Here is a 22,563-nt window from a genome sequence, read left to right as displayed (position 1 = left end):
AGGTCAGTAAATTTTAGAGCTTGTTGATGGGGATCTTGATGTAACTCGTACCGTTATCTTCTGGCTCTGGCATATGCCCCCCACGGATATTGATCTGTACGGAAGGCATAATCAGGTTGGGTAGGGCAAGTGTTGCATCTCGTGATGTGCGCATATTTACAAACTCATCCTCACTTACGCCTTCATGCACATGCACATTATGCGCGCGCTCTGCACCTACAGTGGTTTCCCACGCATAGGTATCACGGTGTGGAGCCTTGTAATCGTGGCAGAGGAAAAGGCGCGTTTCCGCTGGTAAGGTGAGAAGGCGGCGGATAGAGCGATACAGCATCCGGGCATCCCCACCGGGGAAGTCTGCACGGGCAGTGCCATAATCTGGCATGAACAGTGTATCGCCAATAAAGGCTGCATCACCGATAATAAAAGCCATATCTGCGGGGGTATGGCCTGGCACGTGTAATGCTATGGCGTTCAGCTTGCCTAGCTTGAACTGTTCGCCATCTGTAAAAAGATGATCAAACTGAGATCCATCACGCGCAAATCTGGTATCGGCATTAAAGATTTTGCCAAAAACTTCCTGCACCTGCACAATGTTGGCACCAATACCCAGCTTGCCCCCCAGTTGCTCCTGCAACCATGGTGCGGCGGAAAGATGATCAGCATGCGCATGTGTTTCTAGTTGCCATGCAACCTGCAGTTTTTCAGCGCGTACATAATCGACAATTTTTTGGGCAGAATCGTATTTAATACGGCCGGAAGCCTGATCATAATCCAGCACGCTATCAATAACGGCGGTCGTTAGAGTTTGTGGGTCATGCACCACATGGCTGGCTGTGAAGGTTTTTTCATCAAAAAAGGTTTTTACAACAGGCTGTTGTTCGGGGTGCTGCACAGCCATTAAAATCTGCTGGGTGGCTGTGGCGATAGCTGGATCTGACATAAGGGAAACTCCCAACAGTTTATTATTTTAAGTAAACATGAATATACACTTTAATTAAGAATGAAAGCATCTTGCGTCAAGTGAAAGAATGCGCGTAAACACTGCTGCTATGAATGACCGCATCATAGATACCAGTCAGTTGGAGCCGGGAGTGGCCGCACCCAGAATTGGAGACATGGCTCCAGATTTTATGGCGCGGACAACCCAAGGCATGCTTACGTTAAGTGCTTTGCGTGGGCAGTGGGTGCTGCTGTTTTCGCATCCAGCAGATTTTACACCAGTTTGCACAAGTGAATTTATTGCGTTTGCACAGGCTGCTGCGCAATTTGCAGCTATGAACTGTGCATTGGTAGGCCTTTCCGTAGATAGCCTGCCCGCCCATCTTGCATGGATTGAAGCTATACGAGAGAGGTTTGACGTTCGGATTCCTTTCCCGGTGGTAGAAGATCCATCCATGGCCATTGCACGTGCGTATGGTATGCTGGATGCAACAGCCCGGAATAGCGCAACCGTGCGCAGTGTGTACATGATTGACCCGCAAGGTATTGTGCGGGCCACAACATGCTACCCCATGACTGTTGGCCGATCTGTGGCGGAATTACTACGTTTGCTTGCTGCCCTTCAACGGGTGGATGAGGGGGATGTTCTCACCCCCGAAGGTTGGGCACCCGGAGGGAATGTGGTGCTGCCTACGGCGCAAACTCAAGATGCTGTTATGCAGGCAGGGCCATCGTGGTTCATGTGTTTAAAGCCTGATCAGGGGCGGTAAGCTCATGGTGGAAATGTCTTTAGACGAAGCAAAACAGTTGGTGGAGCAACTCAAGCTGTTTGCTCAGCCGCAGCGCCTCATGATTCTGGATGCACTTTTGCAGCATGGAGCGCTGGCAGTGGGAGAGCTGGAAAGCAGAACCGGGATTGGCCAGCCGACTCTCAGCCAGCAGTTAGGCACGTTAAGGCGTTCTAACCTTATTGTGCCACGCCGCGAATCGCGCACGATTTACTACAGCTTGCAGAGTGAAGATGAAGCCTTGCGGGTAAGGATTTTGATTGGTCTTTTAAAAGGTGACAAAGGCCTGCTATCTGCCACGCACGAGATTGCTGATAAACTCGGAACAAAATCTACCAAAAGGAAAGATCAAATCCTTCGGGAAGAAGGCGCACAGTTTGCCTTTGTGCAGACAACGCAGCCTCAGCGCCGCTTCTAAAGCCGAAAAATTATATGGATTCTCATAAGCACCGTTGCAAATGGGCATGTGGGAACATGATTTTGCGCGCTTACCATGATGCTGAATGGGGTGTGCCCATTAAGGATGCGCGCATCTTATGGGAAATGCTGGTGCTAGAAAGTTTTCAGGCCGGGCTTTCATGGAATACGGTGCTGCAGAAGCGTGAAAATTTTCGGAGGGCTTTCGCTGGGTTTGATCCAGAAAAAGTAGCCCAGTTTACAGAGCAAGACGTGCAAAGGCTGATGCAGGATGCCGGAATTATTCGCGCACGTTTAAAAATAGAAGCGACTGTTAAAAATGCTCATGTCTATTTGCAGATGCAGGCAAAAGGCGAGGATTTTGCAAGTTTTGCGTGGGATGTGGCGCAGCAAAATTCTGTAAAGACGAAACAGCCTCATGCGCTTGCGCAAACGCGCGCTTCACAGGTTCTTTCCAAGGAATTGAAGAAACGCGGCTTTTGCTTTGTTGGCCCGGTTATTGTTTATGCATGGATGCAAGCCGCAGGCATGGTAAACGGACATGAACCAGAATGCTTTCGGTATTACGCCTGCGATTGATTCGATAAGCCACGTAACATGGCTTTTCTCGGGCGTGTTGCAGAAAGCAAAATTATGACTGAGGCTGAGCATGGCAAAAAATGTAATTCAACAACGTGTTGAATGGGCGAGAGAAGGGAAGTTCCCTCAGGTTATTGGGCGCATGCCTTCAGGTTGGCTTATTGTTGCAGATACACAACCAGTACAAGGTTATTGCCAGCTTCTGTCAGACCCGATTGTACCGAGCCTGAATGATCTGCACGGGCAGGAGCGTATACAATATCTGGCAGATTGCGTAACGGTAGGTGATGCCCTGTTAAAGGCAACGAGTGCCGCCAGAATTAATTATGAAACATGGTGTAATCAGGAACCCTCTCTCCATACCCATATTGTGCCGCGTTACTTAACAGAAGCTGACGCCGTAAAAACCAAACCTGTTTGTGTGGGTTATGCGGGTGTTTTTGCACGCACGTTTGATTTGGAACGGGATGCAGCTTTTATGGAAGAAATGCGGAAAATTTTGAATATCCAACCATAGGAAAAGTTGGTTTGCTCAAGGGAGAGGTTATGAGTGCAACAATAACGATATACGGAATTAAATCCTGCGATACGATGCGTAAAGCCATGAAGTGGCTAGAGGCGCATAGTGTGGCGTATAGTTTCCATGATTATAAAAAACAGGGAATAGATACAGCAACACTCAAACAGTGGGCGCAAAATGTTGGGTGGGAAAAGTTGCTGAATAAAGCTGGCACCACGTTTCGTAAATTGCCCGATTCTGAAAAAGAAAATATTGATGAATCACGCGCATTAGCGCTTATGGTTGCTTACCCATCCCTTATAAAAAGGCCTGTTTTAGATCGGGAAGGGGAAATTACGGTTGGCTTTAAGCCCGAAGTTTATGCAGGTTTATTTGCTGTAAATTAAATGGCAGGGTGACTATGGGGCACTTATACGCCCCATAGTCTTTGATCAGCAATTATTCCTGATCGGGAGCCGCTGCAGAGTTCAGCTGGATGTAGCGTTCGATGCCAATCTGCTTGATCAGATCAAACTGACGATCCAGGAAGTCTTCGTGTTCTTCTTCATTTTCAAGGATCTTCAGCAGCAGATCACGGGAAACAAAGTCACGCACGCTTTCGCAATAGGCAATGCCTTCGCGCAGATCACCCAGAGCTTTTTCTTCCAGCTTCAGGTCGCATTCCAGAATTTCCTTCACATCCTGACCAATCAGGATGGTGTTCAGGCGCTGGACGTTAGGCAGCCCACCCAGATAGAGAATGCGTTCAATCAGCCAGTCAGCATGACGCATTTCTTCAATGGATTCTTCGTACTCTTTCTTGCCCAGCAGGGTAACGCCCCAGTGGCGCAGTGTGCGTGCATGCAGGAAGTACTGGTTGATAGCTGTCAGCTCATTTGTAAGCTGGATGTTCAGATGTTCGATAACTTTAGGATCTTTTACCATGATACGATTTCCAGATTTTGGTGGAAGTTTGTGAAGTCTTTTTACGGATGTTTTTGGCATAATGCAAACAGAAAATCGTTAAATATCAACGAGTTTTAATAAGTAATTCTTATTCGCAAGTCTTATTTATGTTTTTTGTTGTCGAAACAGCATCTTAAGCATGTAACAGCATTTATAACATTTCTGTTATTTGATTTGTGAAAGTGTAGGGGACTTATCTAAAGGTAAATGAGCTCGGATTTCTTGCGAATAGTGTGCATCTGGCATCGCTCCGTCCGGCCGCTGAATACGGCTAAGGCGTTTGAGGGTGGGAAAATCATACTGTGTGTTCAGTAGCCCCAGATCATATGCCAAAGAGGCCGTGTAACCGCTTAGCAAGACGCGCCAATCCAACCGATAATGCAGTTGAGCGCCAGCGCGGGAGAGAATTTCTGTTGTGCAGTTATCTGCGAGTGTATTGTACCAGCGCGGGTGAGTATGCAGAAAATGAATTTCTGAAAGGTAGCTTTTAAACAGGCGTTCACGCGTTTGCGGTGCAATAAAGAGCCGATAAAGATAGACGCGTTCTTTGCGGATATCTGTCCGAACACCAATTAAATCCTGTTCATCTGCGGTAACATAAAACATTTCATAATGATGGAAAAAGCCAGCAATTGCCGAATACGGAAAGCGCTTTTGCCTGCGCGTTTCGATAGATATGGCTAGGTGATGTCCGTCTTTGAATCCAAAGGTAAGAAAAACATGTGCAATACTTTCCCCAGCCCAATAGGATGTAATCATATCTACAGATGAAAGGTCATCCAGATTATATGTGGCATCATAATAGTGTGGTGTATAATCTGTTTCTGTTTTGTATTTAAAATTCCGTATGTTTTGAATATGCACAGTCCGACCAGTCAAAACGGCATCTGCTGGCAAGGCATACTCTCCAGCCCAATCACGATGATTGCGCGGTGGATCCGTTAAATACCATATTATAAAAACAGCACATAAAACTGGAATAGTGGTGCGGCTAAGCCGGGCTGGGGCAAAAAAGAACATCCCCAAAATAAGCAACGGAAAAATGATACTCAGGCCTAAACGCAGCATATCTGGTGTTAAGGTGGAATAATAAAATGCAGCCGCAGAATAAAGGCTGAATAAGAAAGCACCAGCAGCTTTTACCCAGAAAACCCACCCATATGTGGAAGAATTATGTTGGAACTTGCTCATGGATGCACCGGGGGTGTTGTTGGCTGATATTCACCGCCAATACGTGTGATATTTTGTTTGCTCATATCCCCTGTTTCTGGAACTCCCGGTGTAAGGTGAGCGAGATGCTCCAGCAAAATACGGCGCACCTCTGCAATAGTGATAGGGTTGGATTGTGTGGAATGGTCAGAATGCCGCACAACCAGTTCAGAATCAGCATAAGGTATGTGCGCACTGCGGTATTTTACCACGCCATCATCTGCAGTTGCTAATGGGCCATCCCCTAGAACGGGAATAATGGAGTGCGTACGTACTTCTGGCACAACCGGTATGGATGCTAGAGAGCGGATAAAGGCACTATGGGGTGTCATGCCATACACACTGCCCATACGCCATGGGCTCATGTTGACACGTATTGAACCAGATTCTCCAATGACAACTTGCTGCATCACTTCAGTGAGGCTGACAGGAAATGTCACCATACGGCCAACAAGGTGCGCTAAAGAAAGTGCCGCCAGATAACTTCCATGTTGTGGTGTAGAGATAAACACAACTTGTTGCACCTCAGGCAACGGTTTTGGAAACAGAGTTTCTTGCAAAAATCTATGAGCTTTTGGGGTAAGGTGTAAACTGTTGAAAGGGTGGTGTGTTAGCCCATTCCAGAGTTTATCTTTAGGGTCTATCACCTGCATTTTTGCCAAAAGCCCGCCTTGGCTATGGCCAATAAGTACCATATGCCCAAGTGCAGGATCTGCTTGCGTACCACCATTGTTTTGAATGGCGGATTCCAAGGCTTCGCGGAGTTGAAAAGCCGAGTATGGGATGGGATTTCCCGTAGCGTAAGAAAAAAACCAAAACTCAAAATGGGCGCGAATTTGAGGATCTTCCAGAAGATCGTTCACCATATCTGCCCATCGCCCAGGGCTGGATGCTGTGCCGTGAACAAGCACAACGGGAATACACCCGTAGCGGTGTGGTTCTATGGCAATAAGCTGAGGTTTGCGGCCATTATCAAAAAAACGACCGTCCAGAAAACCTTTGTATTCGCTAGACCAATCTACAGCATTGCTGAGGCTAAGTGCGCGTGAGGCTGTTTGATCGTACTGTAGAGGTATAGGTGTATTGTTGGCTGTGAGAATATGCCCACGATCATCTAAAGCTGTAAGGGTTAGATGGCCGGTAATATGATCGGAGAGAACTTGTCTGCGTGGGTCGGGTATTTCCATAAACAGGCTGACAGGAATGCGTAGTTTATCCGTAACTGTAAAGGAGGATGGTGCACGACCACTTACATGTGGAATGGCTGCAAGGGGTTCGCCCAGCCCCATGTGGCTATAAATGTTTTTAACGCCTTTTACTGTAAGGCGCGCAGTGGGGCGGAAATCAGTAAGCTCATAGCCATGCCATATACGTTCTGATGGCACAGATAAAAGATCCAGATCGCCAAATGGTAGCACCCAGTGTTGAGAGTTGATATTTGCAGGAGAACCTAAAGCCTCTGTCAGGCTGAGCATATAAATATCACATGCTTGCCGAAAATGTGGATCATATGGGTCTGGATGTTCAGTCGTTTTATCGGCAGGATTGAGATAGGCATATGCATACATGGCAGCCGCCATGAAATCTGTACGGGATTTATGTTTTTTTCCCCGTAAGTAGCTGAGTTCTGCCAACGCAAAAAGTTGGTCATTCAAATCTGGAGTGTAGAATTGGTCTTGCGTGCTTTTGCGCAGGATTTCAATGGCGGCAATTGGGTGTGCCTGCCATATGCCCAGCAAATTTTGGCGTTCCAGCACAATACGGGTGGTGTTACTAAGGATTGTTCCGTTAAGAGCGGTATGGGTGCGATCTTGATAAGCCTCTGTTAGGCTAAGCTGCTGAACAGAAACAGGAGGAGTGCATCCTGTAAGGGCCAGAAAAGCAGCAATGTAGCAGGTCTTGTGATTCAATTTATTGATAAATCTTATAGAAAAAACAGACATCATGCTTTCCGGAAGAACACACTCAAGCGTTAAAATATGCGGCGGAACTTACGATGTTCACGACAATGTGGCAAACAGTAATGAAAGAATGATACTTATCTAAAATCTTGGAAGAAATGATGCCCAATCTACCAGTAGTACGCGTTGTCTTGGTAGGAAGTTTAATACCTGATGATGTACGTAAAGGTTATATACCAGAGCAAAACAAAATAATAAAATTTCCATTTTCTAAAATAATCCAAGAAGATTTTTTAGAAAAACATAATATTTCGCGCATTTTTTGTGCATCTGATATTTTTGTAGTTTCAGATTGTCTTCTTTTAGAACAAAATATTGTTTTGGAGCAGAAGCTAAGGAATAGAAATTATGGAGCTTTGGCAGGGCGGAATTTGAAAAGTTTATCGGTAGAAGAGCAGGAGCAATTTATGAATCCTACGCACTCTCCAGTTGGTGGAGAAAGCATATATGCATTTCATGCTAGGTTAAAAGCATGGCTGGATAGCCTTTTTGATAACGCCAAAAACCAAGAAACATTCTTGATAATAGCTTCTCCTATCATCATACGTGCATTAAGCGCATGTATTATTGCTGATGGCATAAAAAATTCTTTTCATATTCTAAATAAATTAGATGTTTATCCAGAAAGTTGGAGTGTTTTTTCGGGAAGATCTGGGAATTGGCGCATTCTCACACTTTCCGCGCCTTTTTAAGGCATTAAAGTTAAAGTGTTGGAAAGAAGCGTAAAAATTTTGTTTAGTAAGAATAATCATTCACGATGTGGTGACATTTTGTGATCTATTATATAAATATATACTTGCGTAATCGACATAAAAACCCACGTATATCAAAAATAAATACTTAATATCAATAGGTTGTCTTGCTTTTATGGAAGGCAAAATAGGATATTTTCTTGGTTATGAGATATGTTTTTTATATGACAACCACCAGTTTCATATATTGGACATTTGTCTGATTGAGGGTTTTAGCTAAAAGTCGTTTTTTTGAGGCTATTCCGATAGGAGTGATTAAACCATGACATATACAGTCGGCATGTATCTTGCTGAGCGTCTTTCTCAGATTGGATTAAAGCACCACTTTGCCGTAGCCGGAGATTTTAATCTGGTTCTTCTGGATCAGTTACTGGCAAATAAGGAAATGGAACAGGTCTACTGCTGTAATGAGCTGAATTGTGGTTTTAGTGCAGAAGGTTACGCACGTGCTCATGGCGCAGCGGCCGCTGTGGTTACCTTTAGTGTGGGGGCCATTTCTGCTATGAACGCTATTGCTGGCGCATATGCAGAAAACCTGCCTGTTATTTTGATTTCTGGTTCACCTAATAGCAATGATTATGGAACCGGCCATATTCTGCATCATACGCTGGGCACGAACGATTATACCTACCAGTTGGAAATGATGCGGCATGTAACATGCGCGGCAGAAAGCATTACAGATGCAGCATCTGCCCCAGCCAAAATTGATCATGTAATCCGCACAGCCCTGCGTGAACGCAAGCCGGCATATGTTGAAATTGCCTGTAACGTATCTGATGCAGAATGTGTTCGCCCTGGCCCGGTCTCGTCCTTGCTGGCAGAATTGCGGGTAGATGATGTCAGTCTAAAAGCGGCCGTTGAAGCCTCTGTTGCTCTGCTGGAAAAATCTCAGCGTGTTACCATGATTGTAGGTAGCAAAGTGCGCGCGGCACACGCACAGACACAAACAGAACATCTGGCCGATAAGCTAGGCTGTGCTGTTACGATTATGGCGGCAGCAAAAAGCTTTTTCCCAGAAGATCACAAAGGTTTTCGTGGTCTTTATTGGGGGGATGTTTCTTCTCCTGGTGCGCAGGAGCTGGTTGAAAAGTCTGACGCCCTTATTTGTGTGGCCCCCGTCTTTAATGACTATTCCACAGTAGGTTGGACCGCATGGCCCAAGGGTGACAATGTTTTGTTGGCAGAACCTAACCGTATCACTGTGGGCGGCAAGACATACGAAGGCTTCACGTTGCGTGAATTCCTTGAAGAGCTGGCAAAAAAAGCTCCTAGCCGTCCGTTAACGGCGCAGGAAAGTAAAAAACATACGCCTGTTATTGAAGCATCTAAGGCAGATGCGCGTCTGACAAATGATGAAATGACCCGTCAGATCAACGCAATGCTGACATCAGATACTACCTTGGTTGCTGAAACAGGGGATTCTTGGTTCAACGCTACGCGCATGGATTTGCCGCGCGGTGCACGTGTTGAGCTGGAAATGCAGTGGGGGCATATTGGTTGGTCTGTACCCTCTGCTTTCGGGAACGCCATGGGGTCTCAAGAGCGACAGCATATTCTTATGGTAGGTGATGGCTCGTTCCAGCTTACTGCGCAGGAAATGGCGCAGATGGTGCGTTATAAGCTGCCAGTTATTATCTTCCTCGTGAATAATCGTGGCTATGTTATTGAAATTGCCATTCATGATGGCCCTTACAACTACATCAAGAACTGGGATTACGCAGGCTTGATGGAAGTGTTCAATGCGGAAGATGGTCATGGTCTGGGCCTAAAAGCCACCACAGCAGGTGAACTAGCAGAGGCTATCAAAAAAGCTAAGGCAAACCATGAAGGTCCCACCATTATCGAATGCCAGATTGAACGTTCTGATTGCACCAAAACGTTGGTGGAATGGGGCAAAAAGGTTGCAGCAGCTAATTCCAGAAAACCACAGGTATCCTGAAAGTCTGATATTTAAAATCTAGTGTGTTGCAAAATACCTCCTTCCAAATTGTGGAAGGAGGTATTTTTATATTTCTTTATGATTGATCATAACAGCAGATACACCCCAGCACGTCATAAATATGGCAATAATCACGCAACCTAAAATGCCAAAGTTTTCGCTTAAAGTTTCACACCAGTTCCATAAAGCATATTCAGGGCCAAGATGGTTCCGTATAAGTTCAAGTGCTTCAATGGCGCTTATGAGCAAAGCAATGACGATAGAAACGACAGTAAGCAGCATATTATAATAAAATTTGCGAACAGGTTCTACAAAAGCCCAACCATAAGCACGAAGCATTAAAACGCCATCTAGTGTATCTACAAGAGACATGCCCGCAGTAAAGAGCGCAGGAAAGACCAAGATAGAGCAGAGCGTCATGCCATGGGATGCTTGGCTTGCTGATAAGCTGAGTAACCCAACTTCTGTTGCGGTATCAAACCCTAAGCCAAATAGGAAACCCAGTGGGTACATATGCCAAGTTTTATGAATAAGACCGAATAATGGTTTAAGAAAACGAGTGAGTAGTCCCCCTTTATTAAGAAAAATCTGGATATCTTCTTGGTGAGATATGTTCCCAGATTTAGCATAACAAAAATTTTGATAAAGATTATAAAAAATCACGATATTCATGATGGCAACAAATATTAGAAAAACAATGGAAGTCATTGGTCCGATAATTTCACCAAATTTCTGAATAACATGAAGCTTTTGTGTAAAAGTTGTCGCTGTGGCAGCAACTAAGATGGATGCTATAACTACTACACTAGAATGACCTAGGGAAAAGAAAAGCCCTACAGAAAGTGGTTGTTTGCCTTCCTGCATTAATTTGCGAGTTATATTATCAATAGCAGCAATATGATCAGCATCTACGGCATGACGTAGGCCCAAGCTATATGCGACAAACGCCATACTTAATAAGCTGGGAGAATAGCGGAAAGCAATGGAGGCCCAAAGCCAAGTTACGATGTTAAAACCACCTAATGTGGTAAACAACCCTATAGCTTTCCATGTTACATTTTCTACAGTAGCATTGAAGTTATAACAAAGTATTCTTCTCATGTGTAACCTAAGGAGTCTAGGAAGTTTGATGTTTCCTGAAAACAGATTTTCTCAATAATTACAGTATATTTTATAATTTATAACCTTATTTCTTATACGTAAATATGCGTATATCCCATCCTTATTGACGGAAGCATAATACCCTATCTATTTAAAAATAGTTCTTACAGGAATTGGATACAATTAAGTGCCTCTTCTGCAACGTGCTTACGGTCGTTTTGGGTTGGAAGTCCGAAATGGTCGTTCTCAGACCCAGTGTTACGGGTTGGAGCAGGAGGGATGCTGCCGCTTGTTATTTCCTCGTGTTGCAGGCCAACAGATGGAAGTTGTCACGGTAAATATTTCAGGTGGTATAGCGGCAGGAGACCGCATTGAGGGAGATTTGAGGTGTAACCCGCACACAAATCTTCTTGTCACATCTCAAGCGGCTGAACGTATTTATCGAGCGCGTTCGAATGATCCGTCAGCTCGAATAAATGTTTCCTGCCATATCGCGGAAGATGCATGTTTGGAATGGTTGCCGCACGGCACGATTTTTTTTGATGGTAGCCGTTTACAGCGCAAAATGACTGTAGAGATGGCGGATAATGCGCGATTTCTGTTTCTTGAAAGCCGTTTTTTTGGTCGCGTTGCTTCGGGTGAATGTGTTGAGCAACTGCATGTCAGAGATGGTCTCTCCGTTCGGCGGGATGGGCGGCGCATTTTGGAAGATACGCTGAAACTTGAAAGCGATTCTGTAAATGTTCTTTTGAAGGATCCTGCGGTGGCAGCCGGTTATCGTGCCGTTACAACGCTTGTTTTAGTTGCATCCGATGTATCCAGTCGCCTTGAACCATTACGTAATGTGTTAGCAGCAGAAGAATGCAAAGGGTTCGCGGCCTCAGCATGGAATGGCATGCTGATTGTGCGTGGCATAGCGCAGGATAATTGGCAGTTAGAGGTTATATTGCAACGTATTTTACCAATCTTGCGGAATGGACAATCTATGCCAACCACCTGGCGTTCATGAAGTGGAAAAGTAGAGAAAACGTAAACTATGAAATTGACACCCCGAGAAAAAGATAAATTGCTTATTGCCATGGCAGCAATGGTGGCGCGGCGCAGATTGGAGCGTGGGGTGCGTTTAAATTACCCTGAAGCTGTCGCTCTTATAACAGATCATGTAGTGGAAGGTGCGCGGGATGGTCAGAGTGTTTCAGCGCTGATGGCAAGTGGTGGCCGTGTGTTAACGCGTGATCAGGTTATGGCTGGCGTGCCAGAAATGATTCATGACGTGCAAGTGGAAGCAACCTTTCCTGACGGAACAAAATTGGTGACAGTTCATGCCCCGATACGTTGATGCTTTGCCTGCAGATGCCTTGCCAGGGGAAATTCTGGTTGCAGAAGGTGATATTGTTCTGAATGAGGGGCAGCCCCAACGTAAGTTGATGGTTTCCAATACAGGAGATCGTCCCATACAGGTGGGAAGCCATTATCATTTTTATGAAGTAAATCCTGCTCTGTTGTTTGAGCGCGAACAAGCCAAAGGTTGGCGGCTAAACGTGCCTTCGGGCGGTGCCATTCGCTTTGAGCCGGGACAGATACGAGAAGTAACACTGGTTCCATTACGAGGCTTGCGCCAAGTATTTGGCTTTCGAGGGGAAGTGATGGGAGGTATAGATAAATGACGCATCTTTCCCGTTACGAATATACAGGCCAGTTTGGCCCCACTACAGGGGATCGTGTTCGGCTGGCAGATACAGCTTTGCTTGTGGAAGTAGAAAAAGATTTTACAATTTATGGGGAAGAAGTGCGGTTTGGTGGTGGAAAAACTATTCGTGACGGCATGGGGCAATCACAATTGTCTCGCGCACAAGGTGCCGTAGATACGGTTATCACAAACGCGCTAATTGTTGATCATTGGGGTATTGTTAAGGCAGATGTTGCCTTGCGAGATGGACGTATTGCAGCAATTGGTAAGGCAGGAAATCCGGATATTCAGCCGGGCGTAGATATTATTATTGGTCCGGGCACAGAAATAATTGCAGCAGAGGGTAAAATACTGACTGCTGGTGGAATTGATAGTCATATTCACTATATTTGCCCACAACAAATAGAAGAGGCTTTATCTTCTGGCATAACGACTATGCTGGGAGGAGGCACCGGGCCAGCCACAGGTACAGCGGCTACAACATGCACACCGGGGCCTTGGCATCTGGCGCGTATGCTGCAGGCCGCAGATGCGTTTCCGGTTAATCTGGCTTTTGCAGGTAAGGGCAATGCATCACGCCCAGAAGCCTTGGAGGAAATGGTAAGGGCAGGGGCGTGTTGTTTGAAATTGCACGAGGATTGGGGATCAACGCCACCGGCTATTGATTGTTGCTTGAGCGTGGCTGACCGCATGGACGTTCAGGTGATGATCCATACAGACACGCTGAATGAAAGCGGGTTTGTGGAAGATACAATTGCTGCATTTAAAGGGCGCACCATTCATGCTTTTCATACAGAAGGTGCGGGTGGGGGGCATGCACCAGATATTATACGTGTAGCTGGTTTGCCGAATGTTTTACCATCTTCTACCAATCCAACGCGCCCATACACAGTCAACACGCTGGATGAGCATTTGGATATGCTGATGGTATGCCATCATCTTGATCCGCACATTCCAGAAGACATTGCTTTTGCGGAAAGTCGCATTCGGCGTGAGACCATTGCAGCTGAAGATATCTTTCAGGATATGGGCGTGCTTTCCATGATGTCGTCCGACAGTCAGGCCATGGGGCGTGTGGGGGAAGTGCCGTTAAGAACATGGCAAACAGCGCATAAAATGAAGCTACAGCGTGGTGCGCTGCCCGGAGATAGTTTGGCAGATAACAACCGGGTTAAACGTTATATTGCCAAATACACCATAAACCCGGCCATTGCGCATGGTTTGGCGCATGAGGTGGGATCTATCGCTGTTGGAAAATTGGCAGATCTTGTTTTGTGGGAACCTGCTTTTTTTGGTGTAAAGCCAGAAATGGTGATTAAAGGTGGTACGATTGTTTATGCAATGATGGGCGACCCCAACGCTTCTATCCCCACGCCGCAACCCGTTCATGGCCGTATGATGTTTGGCGGATACGGTGGTGCGCTGACACATACAAGTCTTACATTTGTTTCTCAAGCCGCACTGGAAGATGATTTAGGACATAAACTTAAGCTACAACGTAAACTTTCCGCAGTGTCCAATACACGAGAAAGTATCGGTAAACGCAGCATGATTCATAATGATGCCATGCCACATATCGAAGTAGACCCCGAAACATATGAAGTGCGCGCCGATGGTGTGTTACTGACATGCGAGCCTGCAGAAGTTCTTCCTATGGCACAAAGGTATTTTCTGTTCTGATGCAACGCATAATTGAAATTCTTCCAGCAGGAAGTTGGCCAGAAACAGCAGCAACCGAAATTTTTGCAGCCGATTATGAGGGACGCCATCGCCGCCGTATGGTTGTTTGCCTGCAATCTGGAGAAAAAATCCTTCTTGACCTGGAACATGCACGTTTGTTGCGGGCTGGTGATGGTCTGAAACTACAGGATGGACGCATTATTCTGGTAAAATCGCTTCCGGAAGAACTTATGGAAGTCACGGCAACAAATGGCTTACATTTGTTACGTTTGGCATGGCATATAGGAAACCGGCATCTTCCCGCAACTATTGAGGAACACCGTATTCTTATAAGGCATGATCATGTTATTGCAGATATGATTCGTGGCCTTGGTGGCCATGTGCATATGGTCATGGCTGCATTTGATCCCGAAAGTGGTGCGTATGCAGGGCGTATAGGTGCACATCAGCATGAAAACGGACATACCCACCACTCCCATGATTAATGAAGAGGACATGGAAGGTAAGGATTTTTTGCGTCTTCTTTCATGGGTCTCTCCAGCATTTCCAACAGGAAGCTATGCTTATAGTCATGGCTTGGAATGGGTTGTTGAGAATGGCGATGTGCATAATGTTGCATCATTATGCCAATGGATAGAAGCTCTTCTTTATTACGGAAGTTTGCAGAATGATCAGATAATTTTGCAGGCCGCTTGGGATGTCGCATATAATCAGGCACAGTTATATGATATTGCTGAGTTTGCCTGTGCCTGTGCTTCATCGCGTGAGCGTTATGAAGAAACTGTGTATCAAGGAGAGGCGTTTCAAAAAGCCGCTGCAGTCTGGAATGTTGTTCCACAGGATATTATTCCGTCTCATATCCGTTGGCCTTTGCCAGTCGCGCAAGGTGTCGTGTTTCGATATGGTAACGTATCACGCCAGCAAGCAGCTTTGGCGGGTGGGTATGCTGCTATTGCTGCGTTAGTTTCTGCCGCAGTGCGTTTGGTGCCTTTAGGGCAAACAGATGGACTGCGGGCATTGGCTGGTTTGGAAACAACGCTGCAGAAAGCTACTCAGAAAAGCCAGAACCTCACACTCGAAGATATTGGTGGAGCATGCTTTTGCGCAGATCTTGCTGCCATGCACCATGAAACTCAGGTTACAAGGCTATTTAGAACATGACAGACATAAAATATGGCCCGCTACGTGTCGGTATTGGTGGCCCAGTAGGAACGGGTAAAACAGCGTTAATGGATGCATTATGCCGCCGGTTTAGGGATGTATATAATATTGCGGCCATAACAAACGATATTTACACGCGTGAAGATGCTGAGTTTCTGACTAGAGCAGGTTCTTTGCCACCAGAACGTATTATGGGGATAGAAACAGGAGGGTGCCCGCACACAGCAATACGAGAAGATGCAAGTATTAATCTTGCTGGTATTGCTGAATTATCAGAACGCTTTGAAAAGCTTGATCTCATTTTGGTGGAAAGTGGTGGAGACAATCTGGCGGCAACTTTTAGCCCAGAATTGGCTGACTTAACTATTTATGTCATTGATGTTTCTGCTGGAGATAAAATCCCCCGCAAAGGTGGGCCAGGTATTACGCGTAGCGACCTATTGGTCATTAATAAAATTGATCTTGCACCATATGTAGGAGCGGATTTAGGCATTATGGATCGGGATAGTCGCAAGATGCGTGGGCAACGGCCCTTTGTCTTTACAAATATTCGAGCAGGCGAAGGTGTGGAAGATATTGCTCAATTTATTATTGAACGTGGAGCACTCTAGAAAAGAAAATAACATTCTTATTTAAAATACCTATGATTTATCATTTTATGTAAATTTTACATTATAGCTCATAGGTATTGTAATTTCATTACATAAAATATTAAATAAAAATGTATCTCATGTAACCAATATATATATCATTTCGTAGGTTCATATTTGGGTTTTCTGTTTCTAATTCAATCTAGGTAATTTCACCCATATCCCCAAAAAGATTCGATATCGTAATGTAACGACATGGCCATTTGGCAATTATGGCTACAGGGGAGAAGGTCATGGTCGCGTTGCTATCGCGGTTTTCATTAAGTCGTAAAACAAAATTGTTTCAGTGTGGAACAACAACTCTGTCTCTTTGTGCCGTGGTCAGCGCAGCATTGCCGCAGTTATCCCATGCGGCGGCAACCTTTAACTTTGGTAAGGATCAGTTTTTTACCTTGGGTGTTGGTGTGCGTGGACAGTACTTATCTAATGATCCCAACGCTACCCCAGCACATTCTGGAGCCGCCAGTGCTAATGACTTACGTATTTATATGGGTGCGCAGTTTCATAAATATGTGAAAAGCACGCTTAATCTTGAGCGTTTGCGTGATGGCAACTGGAATGTTTTGGACGGTATTCTTCAGGTTGAACCATGGAAGTTCTTTAATGTTTGGATGGGGCGGATGTTGACCCCAAGTGATCGATCCAACCTGGATGGCCCATATTTCCTGAGCACTTATGCTTTTCCCTTTGTGTCACAATATCCAGGGGCATGGTCTGGTCGTGATGATGGTATTACAGTGTGGGGCAAGCTGGTGAAAGACCATTTCCGGTATATGGCAGGTGTGTACCGAGGCCATAACTGGGTACAAGGAGGCTCAAATTATGGTGAGCATCCTTTGTTTGCTGCACGGTTGGAATATAACTTTCTAGATCCAGAGCCATCACCAGCCTATTATACCGCCAGCACTTATTATGGCAAAGCTGATATTCTCGCTATTGGTTTGGCGGGTCAGTACGAAACTGATGGCGTTGGCACAGCGCAGGATAAAGGTGATTACAAGGCATGGAATATTGACGGTCTTTTTGAAAAAAAGATCGGGAAAAATGCAAAGCATGGTGTGTATACGCTAGAAGGTGCTTATTATCAGTATTATACTGGTGGTGTGCAGGATATTGCTTCTGGTTATCGCCAAAGAGCGGCAGAGTACGGGAATGTTGGTGGAATTAGTGATGGCACGGCTTTTCTTGCCAGTACAGCCTACCTTATTCCGTACACATTGGGCTGGGGGCGTTTGCAGCCGCTCGTAAGGTATCAGGAATTCCGCTTCAAAAAAGATTTGTATGGATCAGGGCATCCTAAAACGACACAGTTTGATGCCGGTGCAAACTATGTATTAGATGGTCATAATCTACGGTTTACGTTGGATTATGTTAGGTATCACGAAGCCAAAACAAAAGCCTCAAATGCCTTTCTGTTAGGTATGCAACTTCAATACTAAAATCATATTTTTAGAACTTATCATTTTCTGAAAAATTGGGTGTTTAAGGGATGCCGGGAGATAACAAAATGCAGATCATGATGTGCCGTGGGCTGAAGGGAGCATTCGTAGTGTTCTGTGGTCTTTTTGCCGGGGCAGCATATGCAGAGTCAGATATTCGAAACCTTGATTGCCGACATCTTTTTGCGGAAGAGGTTAGGGTTTCAGACCAGGTATCTGCTCTAAAGAAGAAAAAGGTTGCTGCCGAAAAGAAAGGTAATGATACGGATAATAGCGGATTTTACGTAAAACTAGATCCTATTCCGGGTATTGGTGTGATGAACGGCATGACACTTACGCCAGAAGGTAAGCCTTTAAGGGAAGATATTTCTGATGAACGTATAAATAAGCTGGAATCACAGCTTGCAGATATCAGAAAGGCACAGGAACACAAAGTGTGCCCGGCGATGACGCTGCCAGATGCAGATGATGAACGTTTGTTGGATGAACAGGCACGATAGGCTTCTACATTAAAAAATCTAAGGGTCCTGCTTATTGTTGCTGCAGGATCCTGGATGCAGTTGCGGCCGCAGCAGAACGTGTGCTCAAACCTGTTTTATTATAAATCTGTTCAATATGTTTATCTATGGTTCTGGGGCTTACCAGCAAAATATCTGCAATATCACGGCTTGTTTTGCCGCGAGAAATCCATAGTAGTACTTCTGCTTCCCGAGCGCTTATATTCAGTGCTTCCTGTAAGGTTTTTTCCGGCAAGAGCGTATGAGAAGAAATTCGGAACAAAAGTTCATCTGTAGATGAAACACCCACAAAGGTGATAAGAACTTCATTTTCACCGACCTGCTTCTGGTCAATCACCTGCCCAGGTGGTGGAAGCGTGGAAAAGCGCCTTAGGATGGTAGGTAAATCAAGTTCATCTTTATCTAAAAGATCTGCCGCTTGGGGTGTGCGCCATAATAGATTACCTGCTGAAGTTGCTGCGAACAGAAAGCGACCAGCACTATCCAGTGCAGTTTGAGCGGTTCGAATACGAGCTGCCGCTTCTATATGCACGCTGATACGCGCGAGAGTTTCTTCTAGTCTTAAAGGTTTTGTAACGTAATCAACCGCTCCAGCTTCAAAAGCCCGAAGCACGTGTTCTGTTTCTGTTAAACCCGTCATGAATATTAGTGGGATAGATGAAAGGTGATAGTCCTGATGCAGTGTTTCGCATACTTCCCACCCTGTCATGCCGGGCATAAGAGCATCCACAAGGATAAGATCAGGCACTGTGCGTGCCACAACTTCTAGGGCGGAAGTTCCAGACTGTGCCAAAAGTACAGAATACCCATTATCAGAGAGTGTTTCATCCATTATGCCCAGAACAGATGGGTCATCATCAACGATTAGAATGGTACGACGTTGGGGGGATGAGCTTTTCATGCCTCGTCCTGCTCCAGTTGGATGCGAAGTGCTTCCAGTTGATAGGTGGCAGCCATTTTTGCCAGTGGGGCAATAATATCCCGTAACATAGGTTTTTCTGATTGCAGAGAGGCTAATCTTTCGCGTACCTGTTTCAGGTTGCCTCTATTCAAAGCAGCTAGCAAATAAAGACGTTCTTTTTCTGGTAAATGGTCAGCAGGTTTCTGAAATTCAGTTTGTTTTGTTTGAGTTCTTATCTCAGAATCTGGAAAGATCCATGATAAAAAAAGAACCTTTCCGACTTCCTGAATGAGGATTGAAAGATTAACCGGTTTTCCAATAACAGGACAATCCTCCAAGGAATTCACATGCCGGTTGGCACTTTCTACAAGGTTGCCAGTTAGAAACATGATGGGAATATGGGTTGCAGCAGTTTGTCGAATACGCAACGCAAGTTCGCGCCCATCCATTTCAGGCATAGTCAGGTCAAGTAACAATAAATCTGGGCATGCAAGATCAAGACAGTCCAGACATTCCCGTCCATTTTCAAAATCTCGTACATTGAAGCCGCAGCGCTCAAGGAGTTCCCGCATAATCTGGCGGTGGCTGGAGCTATCATCGACAATACCGATTGTACGTTTTGGCCCTTCATATCCGATGGGAAAAGCCGGCAGGATCGGTGAAAGTTGAATATCTTTATCTGGCAACATAAGGCGTAATTTAAAGCAAGACCCTTTGCCCATTGTGCTGGTAAAGGTCAATTCTCCCCCCATCACTTCTGTTAAAAGTTTAGTGATAGTAAGCCCAAGCCCAGTGCCGGGAATATTGGCTGTTGCGGTTGCCCGTTCAAAAGGATCAAAAATACGTTCTTGATCTTCTATGGCAATTCCGGAACCTGTATCTTCTACAGTAAATTCAGCAATTTGTGCATGCCAGCGGGCAGAAAAAGTAACAGAACCCTGTTGTGTATATTTAATTGCATTTGAAAGCAGGTTGAGCAGAACTTGCCTGAGGCGATGCTCATCGCATGTTACAACAGATGGTAAAAACTGGGGCTTCCAGTAGAATTTTAGCCCTTTTGCCTGTGCTTGTGGGCGCATCATCTGAGCGACAGATTCTAAAAAAGCTGCAAGTGGGATTGTGTCAGAATGTAATTCAATGCGCCCTGCTTCAATCCGCGAAATATCCAGCAGGCCGGAAAGAATACTTGTGATATGATCTCCGCTTTCCCGCATGATACTGAGTGTTTTCTGCCGTTCTGGAGGCATACGTGCGTCATGCTGTAAAAGCTGAATATACCCCATGATTGCATTTAAAGGAGAGCGGATTTCGTGGCTGATACCGCTAATGTAGCGCGTTTTTGCCAAGCTGGCAGCTTCTGCTTTTTCACGTGCATTTTGTAATGCCTGATCCATACGCATACGTGCACGTATTTCGTTCATCAACAGGCGTGTTTGATGCAGTGTTTCCCGTGTTGCCGTTTTACGGCCTTCCTGCGTCATAACTAAAAGCCATGCGCCTATAACGCAGGCCAGAAACACAATGAGCAATGTGCCATCAAACGGCAGCCCGGTTTTGTGTGCAAGAAACCCAAGCACAAAAATAATACAGATAAGAAGGCATACAAATCGCCCACCGGGAGAAACAAGAATGCGCCTAAGTTTAGAAGGTAAGGTACGCAATGGGGCAGTGAGTTGGTATGAAAGGTGAGTTGCAATAGGTTTGCAACGATCATGACATCGCCCGTCAAGCGAGCAACATAGGGAACAAATGGTACCCCCATATGCTGGGCAGGATGTCATGTCTTCGGCTTCAAACTCATGCTCACAGATCACGCAGCGCATAACCGGCTGGGTATTCCATTCTGCGGGCTGTTTGCGTGCCGTGTAAGTGCGTCCATGGGTAAGATAAGCCAGAAGAGGCGTTGTGCCACAGGCAACAAAGAGTGTTAGAAATGGTGCAAAAGCAGCGGCATGCACCCCTAGTAAATCAGACATGGCAAGGGTGCCAATGCCTACTCCTAAAGCCCAAGCGCCAATGCCAACAATGTTGAGATCCGGCAGCAATGAGCGCTTAAATTCTATTTCTGATGGGCAAAGCTTTAAAGGTTTGCAAATGGTCACATCCCCAAGGATAACACCAATCCATGCGCATGCCAGAACGGCATAAAAGATGATACCTGTTTGGATTGTGTTTACCAATCCAGCTTCCATAAGAATCAGGGCAATGGTAATATTAAAAAGAACGTAAAAGACCCGCCCAGGATGAGAATGTGTAAGTCGGGAGAAAAAGTTCGACCAAGCGAGAGATCCTGCATACGCATTTGTAATATTGATTTTGATTTGAGACACAGCCACCAAAGCGATCGTAAGGGCTGTAGCAAGCGCTGGGGGCGTAAAACTGCTCCATGCTAAATGATACATCAAACCAGGTTGTGTGGCCTGCAAAGGTGAAAAACCTGCACGTAAAGCAACCCATCCAAGAAAAGATCCGGCAAGAAGCTTGGCTGCATCCAGAACAATCCAAGCTGGGCCACCTAAAATCAGAGCACTCCACCATTGCCGTTTGTTCTGTGCCGTAAGTGGGGGAAGAAAGCGCAGGAAATCAATCTGTTCTGCACTTTGGCAAATCAGAACGATCATAACAGAAGCTGCACTGCCAATGGCGAGAGTATCAATTCCTGATGTGTGTTGCACCAGCCCAGAAAAATGTGTCCACTCAGCTAACCAAACTGGGTGTTGTATAATAAGTATGGATAACGGTAGAAGATTAAGAATAAACCAGATAGGAAATGTAATAATCTGAAATTTTGCAATAAATGTTATACCTCGTGCAACCAGTGGGATGATAACTACCGCACATGCAAGATAGGCAAGCCATAATGGAATATTGAGAAGAATGTGTAAGGTGCCCGCCAGAATGGCAGCTTCTAAGCCGAAAAATATAAATGTAAAACTGGCATAAATTAACGATGTAACAGTTGATCCAATATAACCAAAGCCTGTTCCGCGCGTTAAAAGATCTACATCTAGGCCAGCTTTTGCAGCCGTTGCACATAACGGTAGAGTGATACAAAAAATAAGAATTGTTACAAATGTAATGGCAATAGCTGTATTGGTGAAGCCAAAAGCAAGTGTAAGTGTACCCCCGATAGCTTCTAGTGCTAGAAACGAGATAGACCCCAAGGCAGTAAAAGCTGCGCGCATGGGGGTGGCAGTTCGGGCGCTTCGGGCTGTAAAGCGCAGTGCATAATCTTCAAAAGTCTGGTCTGCTGCCCAGCGATTATATGCCCTGCGAGTACGCACGATACGCAGGTGGCTGGTATCATGAGGCAAAAGCGGATTCCTGATCTTCTGGATATCTTGTTATAGTATCGTAACATAGAGCCGTATGGG

23 protein-coding genes are annotated in these 22,563 nt (G+C 45.4%); 16 read left to right on the top strand and 7 right to left on the bottom strand.

The features are described from left to right. Nucleotides 1–13 precede the first annotated feature (13 nt). On the bottom strand, nucleotides 14–940 hold the full coding sequence (locus WG31_RS11830; protein ID WP_063354651.1) for an MBL fold metallo-hydrolase: 927 nt from the start codon (nucleotides 938–940) through the stop codon (nucleotides 14–16). Nucleotides 941–1,028: 88 nt separating this feature from the next. Between WG31_RS11830 and WG31_RS11825 the strand changes: the two genes are divergently transcribed. The 5 genes from WG31_RS11825 to WG31_RS11805 all read left to right on the top strand — a co-directional run bounded on the left by WG31_RS11825 (nucleotide 1,029) and on the right by WG31_RS11805 (nucleotide 3,629). Next, on the top strand, nucleotides 1,029–1,709 hold the full coding sequence (locus WG31_RS11825; RefSeq protein ID WP_063354650.1) for a peroxiredoxin: 681 nt from the start codon (nucleotides 1,029–1,031) through the stop codon (nucleotides 1,707–1,709). Between the two features lie 4 nt (nucleotides 1,710–1,713). Further along, nucleotides 1,714–2,145, top strand: coding sequence for an ArsR/SmtB family transcription factor (locus WG31_RS11820; RefSeq protein WP_006115779.1), 432 nt, complete (start codon nucleotides 1,714–1,716; stop codon nucleotides 2,143–2,145). A gap of 14 nt (nucleotides 2,146–2,159) precedes the next feature. Beyond that, nucleotides 2,160–2,723, top strand: a complete 564-nt coding sequence (locus tag WG31_RS11815) for a DNA-3-methyladenine glycosylase I (RefSeq protein ID WP_063354649.1) — start codon at nucleotides 2,160–2,162, stop codon at nucleotides 2,721–2,723. Between the two features lie 70 nt (nucleotides 2,724–2,793). Continuing rightward, nucleotides 2,794–3,240, top strand: a complete 447-nt coding sequence (locus WG31_RS11810; RefSeq protein WP_063354648.1) for an HIT family protein — start codon at nucleotides 2,794–2,796, stop codon at nucleotides 3,238–3,240. A gap of 29 nt (nucleotides 3,241–3,269) precedes the next feature. Continuing rightward, the gene (locus tag WG31_RS11805) at nucleotides 3,270–3,629 is read left to right on the top strand and encodes an ArsC family reductase (RefSeq protein ID WP_063354647.1); all 360 of its coding nucleotides are present in this window, start codon (nucleotides 3,270–3,272) and stop codon (nucleotides 3,627–3,629) included. 52 nt (nucleotides 3,630–3,681) lie between these two features. On the opposite strand, the gene bfr is transcribed toward WG31_RS11805, so the two are convergent. From bfr to WG31_RS11790, 3 genes are all read right to left on the bottom strand, one after another. After that, nucleotides 3,682–4,170 carry a bacterioferritin gene (bfr, locus tag WG31_RS11800; RefSeq protein WP_414145116.1) on the bottom strand — a complete coding sequence of 163 codons (489 nt, stop codon included), beginning with the start codon at nucleotides 4,168–4,170 and terminating at the stop codon, nucleotides 3,682–3,684. Between the two features lie 183 nt (nucleotides 4,171–4,353). Continuing rightward, nucleotides 4,354–5,379: an Lnb N-terminal periplasmic domain-containing protein gene (locus WG31_RS11795; RefSeq protein ID WP_063354646.1), complete on the bottom strand. Its 1,026-nt coding sequence runs from the start codon at nucleotides 5,377–5,379 to the stop codon at nucleotides 4,354–4,356. Continuing rightward, a complete protein-coding gene (locus tag WG31_RS11790) occupies nucleotides 5,376–7,340 on the bottom strand; it encodes an esterase/lipase family protein (protein WP_063354645.1) in 1,965 nt (654 codons plus the stop codon). The genes WG31_RS11795 and WG31_RS11790 overlap by 4 nt, the downstream gene beginning before the upstream one ends. 116 nt (nucleotides 7,341–7,456) lie before the next feature. Between WG31_RS11790 and WG31_RS11785 the strand changes: the two genes are divergently transcribed. Together WG31_RS11785 and WG31_RS11780 are read left to right on the top strand one after the other, a co-directional pair. Continuing rightward, entirely contained in the window at nucleotides 7,457–8,050 is a 594-nt protein-coding gene (locus WG31_RS11785; RefSeq protein ID WP_193562057.1) for a histidine phosphatase family protein, read from the top strand. A 322-nt stretch (nucleotides 8,051–8,372) separates the two neighbouring features. Next, complete coding sequence (locus WG31_RS11780) at nucleotides 8,373–10,049, top strand: alpha-keto acid decarboxylase family protein (RefSeq protein WP_063354643.1); 1,677 nt, start codon at nucleotides 8,373–8,375, stop codon at nucleotides 10,047–10,049. A 66-nt stretch (nucleotides 10,050–10,115) separates the two neighbouring features. On the opposite strand, the gene WG31_RS11775 is transcribed toward WG31_RS11780, so the two are convergent. After that, nucleotides 10,116–11,150, bottom strand: a complete 1,035-nt coding sequence (locus WG31_RS11775) for a HoxN/HupN/NixA family nickel/cobalt transporter (RefSeq protein ID WP_063354642.1) — start codon at nucleotides 11,148–11,150, stop codon at nucleotides 10,116–10,118. Nucleotides 11,151–11,337: 187 nt separating this feature from the next. Between WG31_RS11775 and WG31_RS11770 the strand changes: the two genes are divergently transcribed. The 9 genes from WG31_RS11770 to WG31_RS11730 all read left to right on the top strand — a co-directional run bounded on the left by WG31_RS11770 (nucleotide 11,338) and on the right by WG31_RS11730 (nucleotide 18,270). Continuing rightward, nucleotides 11,338–12,159: an urease accessory protein UreD gene (locus WG31_RS11770; RefSeq protein WP_063354641.1), complete on the top strand. Its 822-nt coding sequence runs from the start codon at nucleotides 11,338–11,340 to the stop codon at nucleotides 12,157–12,159. Between the two features lie 27 nt (nucleotides 12,160–12,186). Then, a complete protein-coding gene (locus WG31_RS11765; RefSeq protein WP_006115792.1) occupies nucleotides 12,187–12,489 on the top strand; it encodes an urease subunit gamma in 303 nt (100 codons plus the stop codon). Continuing rightward, entirely contained in the window at nucleotides 12,473–12,817 is a 345-nt protein-coding gene (locus WG31_RS11760; RefSeq protein ID WP_006115793.1) for an urease subunit beta, read from the top strand. The genes WG31_RS11765 and WG31_RS11760 overlap by 17 nt, the downstream gene beginning before the upstream one ends. After that, entirely contained in the window at nucleotides 12,814–14,520 is a 1,707-nt protein-coding gene (ureC, locus tag WG31_RS11755) for an urease subunit alpha (protein ID WP_063354640.1), read from the top strand. The genes WG31_RS11760 and ureC overlap by 4 nt, the downstream gene beginning before the upstream one ends. Further along, entirely contained in the window at nucleotides 14,520–15,005 is a 486-nt protein-coding gene (locus WG31_RS11750) for an urease accessory protein UreE (RefSeq protein ID WP_063354639.1), read from the top strand. The genes ureC and WG31_RS11750 overlap by 1 nt, the downstream gene beginning before the upstream one ends. Before the next feature lie 10 nt (nucleotides 15,006–15,015). After that, on the top strand, nucleotides 15,016–15,681 hold the full coding sequence (locus WG31_RS11745; protein WP_063354971.1) for an urease accessory protein UreF: 666 nt from the start codon (nucleotides 15,016–15,018) through the stop codon (nucleotides 15,679–15,681). Beyond that, nucleotides 15,678–16,292: an urease accessory protein UreG gene (gene ureG, locus WG31_RS11740; protein WP_063354638.1), complete on the top strand. Its 615-nt coding sequence runs from the start codon at nucleotides 15,678–15,680 to the stop codon at nucleotides 16,290–16,292. Before WG31_RS11745 ends, ureG begins: the two co-directional genes overlap by 4 nt. A gap of 356 nt (nucleotides 16,293–16,648) precedes the next feature. Next, nucleotides 16,649–17,770, top strand: coding sequence for a hypothetical protein (locus WG31_RS11735; RefSeq protein WP_063354637.1), 1,122 nt, complete (start codon nucleotides 16,649–16,651; stop codon nucleotides 17,768–17,770). A 50-nt stretch (nucleotides 17,771–17,820) separates the two neighbouring features. After that, a complete protein-coding gene (locus WG31_RS11730) occupies nucleotides 17,821–18,270 on the top strand; it encodes a hypothetical protein (RefSeq protein ID WP_063354636.1) in 450 nt (149 codons plus the stop codon). Nucleotides 18,271–18,301: 31 nt separating this feature from the next. On the opposite strand, the gene WG31_RS11725 is transcribed toward WG31_RS11730, so the two are convergent. Together WG31_RS11725 and WG31_RS11720 are read right to left on the bottom strand one after the other, a co-directional pair. After that, nucleotides 18,302–19,189, bottom strand: a complete 888-nt coding sequence (locus tag WG31_RS11725; RefSeq protein ID WP_063354635.1) for a response regulator transcription factor — start codon at nucleotides 19,187–19,189, stop codon at nucleotides 18,302–18,304. Then, the gene (locus WG31_RS11720) at nucleotides 19,186–22,503 is read right to left on the bottom strand and encodes a hybrid sensor histidine kinase/response regulator (RefSeq protein WP_063354634.1); all 3,318 of its coding nucleotides are present in this window, start codon (nucleotides 22,501–22,503) and stop codon (nucleotides 19,186–19,188) included. Before WG31_RS11720 ends, WG31_RS11725 begins: the two co-directional genes overlap by 4 nt. Nucleotides 22,504–22,563 lie beyond the last annotated feature (60 nt).

Origin of the sequence: Acetobacter oryzifermentans (assembly GCF_001628715.1) — a bacterium.
Lineage (GTDB): Bacteria > Pseudomonadota > Alphaproteobacteria > Acetobacterales > Acetobacteraceae > Acetobacter > Acetobacter oryzifermentans.
Note: the sequence above shows the minus strand (reverse complement) of the source record. Positions and strands in the feature narration are given on the sequence as shown.

Bases quoted from the DNA above. Each gene is read 5' to 3' on its own strand.
- ureC (WP_063354640.1), top strand. From the start codon at position 12,814: ATGACGCATCTTTCCCGTTACGAATATACAGGCCAGTTTGGCCCCACT.
- WG31_RS11760 (WP_006115793.1), top strand. From the start codon at position 12,473: ATGCCCCGATACGTTGATGCTTTGCCTGCAGATGCCTTGCCAGGGGAA.
- WG31_RS11775 (WP_063354642.1), bottom strand. From the start codon at position 11,150: ATGAGAAGAATACTTTGTTATAACTTCAATGCTACTGTAGAAAATGTA.
- ureG (WP_063354638.1), top strand. From the start codon at position 15,678: ATGACAGACATAAAATATGGCCCGCTACGTGTCGGTATTGGTGGCCCA.
- WG31_RS11815 (WP_063354649.1), top strand. From the start codon at position 2,160: ATGGATTCTCATAAGCACCGTTGCAAATGGGCATGTGGGAACATGATT.
- WG31_RS11810 (WP_063354648.1), top strand. From the start codon at position 2,794: ATGGCAAAAAATGTAATTCAACAACGTGTTGAATGGGCGAGAGAAGGG.
- WG31_RS11765 (WP_006115792.1), top strand. From the start codon at position 12,187: ATGAAATTGACACCCCGAGAAAAAGATAAATTGCTTATTGCCATGGCA.
- WG31_RS11730 (WP_063354636.1), top strand. From the start codon at position 17,821: ATGCCGGGAGATAACAAAATGCAGATCATGATGTGCCGTGGGCTGAAG.
- WG31_RS11790 (WP_063354645.1), bottom strand. From the start codon at position 7,340: ATGTCTGTTTTTTCTATAAGATTTATCAATAAATTGAATCACAAGACC.
- WG31_RS11825 (WP_063354650.1), top strand. From the start codon at position 1,029: ATGCGCGTAAACACTGCTGCTATGAATGACCGCATCATAGATACCAGT.
- WG31_RS11725 (WP_063354635.1), bottom strand. From the start codon at position 19,189: ATGAAAAGCTCATCCCCCCAACGTCGTACCATTCTAATCGTTGATGAT.
- WG31_RS11795 (WP_063354646.1), bottom strand. From the start codon at position 5,379: ATGAGCAAGTTCCAACATAATTCTTCCACATATGGGTGGGTTTTCTGG.
- WG31_RS11750 (WP_063354639.1), top strand. From the start codon at position 14,520: ATGCAACGCATAATTGAAATTCTTCCAGCAGGAAGTTGGCCAGAAACA.
- WG31_RS11745 (WP_063354971.1), top strand. From the start codon at position 15,016: ATGGAAGGTAAGGATTTTTTGCGTCTTCTTTCATGGGTCTCTCCAGCA.
- WG31_RS11780 (WP_063354643.1), top strand. From the start codon at position 8,373: ATGACATATACAGTCGGCATGTATCTTGCTGAGCGTCTTTCTCAGATT.
- WG31_RS11820 (WP_006115779.1), top strand. From the start codon at position 1,714: ATGGTGGAAATGTCTTTAGACGAAGCAAAACAGTTGGTGGAGCAACTC.
- WG31_RS11805 (WP_063354647.1), top strand. From the start codon at position 3,270: ATGAGTGCAACAATAACGATATACGGAATTAAATCCTGCGATACGATG.
- WG31_RS11830 (WP_063354651.1), bottom strand. From the start codon at position 940: ATGTCAGATCCAGCTATCGCCACAGCCACCCAGCAGATTTTAATGGCT.
- WG31_RS11785 (WP_193562057.1), top strand. From the start codon at position 7,457: ATGATGCCCAATCTACCAGTAGTACGCGTTGTCTTGGTAGGAAGTTTA.